Origin of the sequence: Mycobacterium sp. (assembly GCF_049683355.1) — a bacterium.
Taxonomy (GTDB): domain Bacteria; phylum Actinomycetota; class Actinomycetes; order Mycobacteriales; family Mycobacteriaceae; genus Mycobacterium.
In genome coordinates this window covers 1-3,671 of sequence record NZ_JBAUJB010000180.1, presented here as the reverse complement: position 1 = coordinate 3,671, position 3,671 = coordinate 1, and the positions used below count along the sequence as shown (strand labels likewise).

Below are 3,671 nucleotides of genomic sequence, written 5' to 3'. Positions count from 1 at the left end.
CGCCCGCGCCGTCGCGGCACTTCGCCGACGGTGAGGGCGCCCACCGGACCGTTGCGCAACCCGCTCCGACGTCGGCGGCGTCGATGGGCAACCACCGTGCGATCGACGCCCTGTCCCATGTCGGGGTCCGCAGCGCGGTGAAGATGCCCTCGCAGCGTGGGTGGCGACACTGGATCTACATGCTGACCCGCATCAACCTCGGGCTCTCGCCGGACGAGATGTACGAGATGGACCTGCATGCCCGCATCCGGCGCAACGCCAGGGACTCTTACCAGATCGGCGTTTTCGGTCTGAAAGGCGGGGTGGGCAAGACGGCGGTGACCGTCGCGCTGGGGTCGGCACTCAGCAAGGTGCGCGGAGACCGGATTCTCGCGATCGACGCCGATCCCGACGGCGGCAACCTGGCCGACCGAGCCGGGCGGCAGTCGGCAGCGACCATCGCGGACCTGTTGACCGACAAAGAGTTGCACCGCTACAACGATATTCGCGCGTACACCAGCATGAACGGCGCGAACCTCGAAGTGCTGTCCTCGGAGGAGTACAGCGCGGCGCGGCGCGAATTCAACGACGAGGACTGGCGGTCGGCGACGGAGATCGTGTCGCGCTACTACAACCTGGTGCTCGCCGACTGCGGCGCGGGACTCTTCCAGCCCGGCGCTCGGGGCGTGCTCTCGACGGTGTCGGGTCTGGTGATCGTGGCGAGCGCCTCGATCGACGGTGCCCGTCAGGCGGCGATCACAATGGACTGGCTGCGCCAGAACGGGTATCAAGACCTGCTGGGTCGGTCCTGCGTCGTCATCAACCACGTCACGCCGGGCAAACCCAACATCGACGTCGAGGATCTCGTGCAGCAGTTCGAGCGGCACGTGCCCCCGGGTCGGGTGATCGTGCTGCCGTGGGACAAGCACATCGCCGCGGGCACCGAGATCCAGCTGGATCTGCTGGGTAAGCAGTTCGGACGCAAGGTCATCGAGTTGGCGGCTGCGCTCTCGGACGACTTCGACAGGCTCGAACGGCGTTGACCGCGACGGCCGCGCACGCGTCGTCGACCGCCGTCACCCCCGGTCGGCCGTCGACCACGCGGGTCACGATCCTGACCGGTAGGCGGATGACCGATCTGGTACTGCCCTCGACGGCGCCGATCGAGACCTACGTCGACGAGACCGTGTCGGTGTTGGCCGAGATCCTCTCGGACACACCGGCAGAGGTGTTGGCAGGCTTCGACTTCAAGGCGCAGGGGGCTTGGTCGTTCGCGCGCCCGGGTGCCCCGCCGATCAAACTATCCGAGTCCCTCGACGAAGCAGGTGTGGTCGACGGTTCGCTGCTCACCATCGTTCCGGTCAGTCGCACCGAACGCTACCGGCCGCTGGTCGAGGACGTCATCGATGCGATCGCGGTGCTCGACGAGACTCCGGAGTTCGATCGCACGGCGCTGTACCGATTCGTCGGGTTGGTGCTTCCGTTGGCGGCAGCCGCCGTCACCACCGTGGCGATCCTGTCCTGGGCGTCCACGGGGCGTGACTGGTGGTGGGCGGTCATCCTGGGCGTGCTGGGTCTGGCCCTGCTGGGCGGCAGCGTGTTGTCCCAGCGCAGGTTCGGCAACCTCGACATGGCCGAGAGCCTGCTGGTGTCCTCGCTGCTGACTCTGGGTGGTGCGGTCGCGCTGGCGGTGCCACTGCCACGCGGGGTGGAATCCCTTGGGGCGCCGCAACTCGCGGGTGTGGGTTCGCTGCTGCTGCTGATGGTTCTGGCGAGTCGGGGTGGGCCGAGGCGTCGAGCAGAGGTGGCCGCCTTCCTTGCGGTGGTCGCGACCGCGGTGACGATCGCCGCGGTGGCATTCGGGTACGGCTGGAGCAATTGGGTGCCGGCGGGCGCGATCGCCTTCGGGCTGATCGTCGTCACCAACGCAGCCAAGCTCACGGTGGCCGTGGCCCGGATCGCGCTGCCACCGATCCCGGCGCCCGGTGAGACGGTGTCGAACGACGAGTTGCTGGATCCGGTGACCACGCCGGACGCATCCGAGGAGTCGGAGACCTGGCAGGCGATCATCGCCTCGGTGCCCGACTCTGCCGCACGCCTGACCGAGCGCAGCCGGCTGGCGAAGCGACTGCTGATCGGATTCCTCACCGCAGGTGCGTTGATCCTCGCGGCCGGGGCGATAGCGGTTGTGGTGCAAGGGCACTTCTTCAAGCACAGCATGATCGTGGCGAGCCTGGTGATGATTGTGTGCGGTTTCCGCTCCCGGCTCTACGCCGAGCGGTGGTGCGCCTGGGCGCTGATGGCGGCGGCCGTGGCGATCCCGACCGGCGTGATGGTTCGGCTGTGTCTGTGGTACCCGTCGCGGGCCTGGCTGGTGCTGGGCATATACACCGCAGTCGCGTTGGTAGCGGTGGTCCTGATCGGTGCCACCGAGGGCGTACGGCGGGTATCGCCGGTCACCAAGCGGATTCTCGAGCTACTCGATGGTGCCGCGATCGCGGCGGTCATCCCGATGTTGCTGTGGATCGCTGGGGTGTACGACCTACTACGCAACCTGCGGTTCTAGGGGATCAGCCATGGGCAATCCACCTCCTCTGTCGGTAGATCCAGAGCAACTGGGTACGGCGGGCGGTGAGCTGTTGACGTCAGCGGCTCAACTGCCCCCGGCGCCGCCGCCGTTCGCGCCCGCGGGCGCAGATCCGCTGTCGACCGCGATCATCAGCCAGATCCCCAACATCGAGGGGCCCGTGATGACCCAGCTGCTCGCGGTGCAAGCGCAGTCGACGAAAACCGCGAACAACGTCGTCGCCGCGGCACAGGCGTACTCGTCGACCGATCAGCAACTCGGCGGGCAGATCAGCCAGGAGATGCAGAGCCTGCCGGGCGCGCCGGGCACCGGATCAGGTGGTCCGGCGTCTGCAGCCGGCTCGAGCGCCGATTCGATGAGCCAGATGGTGAGCACGCCCATGCAGATGGCAGGTCAGATGGCGCAGATGCCCATGCAGGTGATGGGCGCGGCGGCGGCCGTGCCGCAGGGTGTCATGCAGGGCGCGCAGCAGGTGGGTCAGCAGGTCCAACAGGTGGCGGGCCAGTTCGGTCAGGGCAGTTCCGGTGGTCATTCCGGCACCGTCGGGCAAGGAGATTCGGCCGCCAAGGCCGACGGCCCCGGCGGTGGGTTTCCGGAGGGGCAGCCTGCCGAGGAGCCGGAGCCGGACGGCGGGCAGGCCCGCGAGGATGACCCGCATGACAACGAGCGTGACGGCGCGGCGGCGGCGGACCCGGGTGCCGAACGTGCACCGGATACGACCGACCGCGAAGGTGATGCGGCGTCATCGGGTCCTGGACGTCACCGCGCCGCCGAACCTGACGACAGGATCGATCTGTGAGCTGCGTGAGTCGACCGACGACCGCTTAGCCTTAGCTTAGCCCGGATACACCGATCCGGTGGATGGGTGATGTGAGTTGAAACGCCGAAATGCCCTGTCGTGGTGGAGAATGAGATTTCTTGAGGATCACATTCGGCCATAACGAAGGGCATCTCGTAGATGGAACTATCTCACACCCGGCCCGTCGCGTCTGCAGTCTTCGATGACCCCAATCTGGTGTCGTGTGCCGGGCTGATCCCGATGGCCGCCCTGGCCCGAAAATGTGGTCTGGCCGAGTTGGCCGATGAGCACATGAGCGTGCCGACC

The 3,671-nt window shown here is 67.4% G+C and carries 3 protein-coding genes and 1 pseudogene; all 4 read left to right on the top strand.

Going from position 1 to position 3,671, the window contains the following annotated elements; genetic code table 11:
* Nucleotides 1-1,022 (top strand): MinD/ParA family ATP-binding protein (locus tag WA944_RS10890; RefSeq protein WP_526646911.1); only part of this gene is annotated, 1,022 nt, incomplete at its 5' end.
* Nucleotides 1,019-2,545, top strand: a complete 1,527-nt coding sequence (gene eccD / locus WA944_RS10885) for a type VII secretion integral membrane protein EccD (RefSeq protein ID WP_526370421.1) — start codon at nt 1,019-1,021, stop codon at nt 2,543-2,545. The genes WA944_RS10890 and eccD, both read left to right, overlap by 4 nt.
* A 73-nt stretch (nt 2,546-2,618) precedes the next feature.
* Nucleotides 2,619-3,365 (top strand): hypothetical protein, encoded by a 747-nt coding sequence (locus WA944_RS10880; RefSeq protein WP_526610126.1) that lies wholly within the window; start codon nt 2,619-2,621, stop codon nt 3,363-3,365.
* A 159-nt stretch (nt 3,366-3,524) separates the two neighbouring features.
* Nucleotides 3,525-3,671, top strand: a pseudogene (locus tag WA944_RS10875) (IS1380 family transposase); the annotation flags it as partial.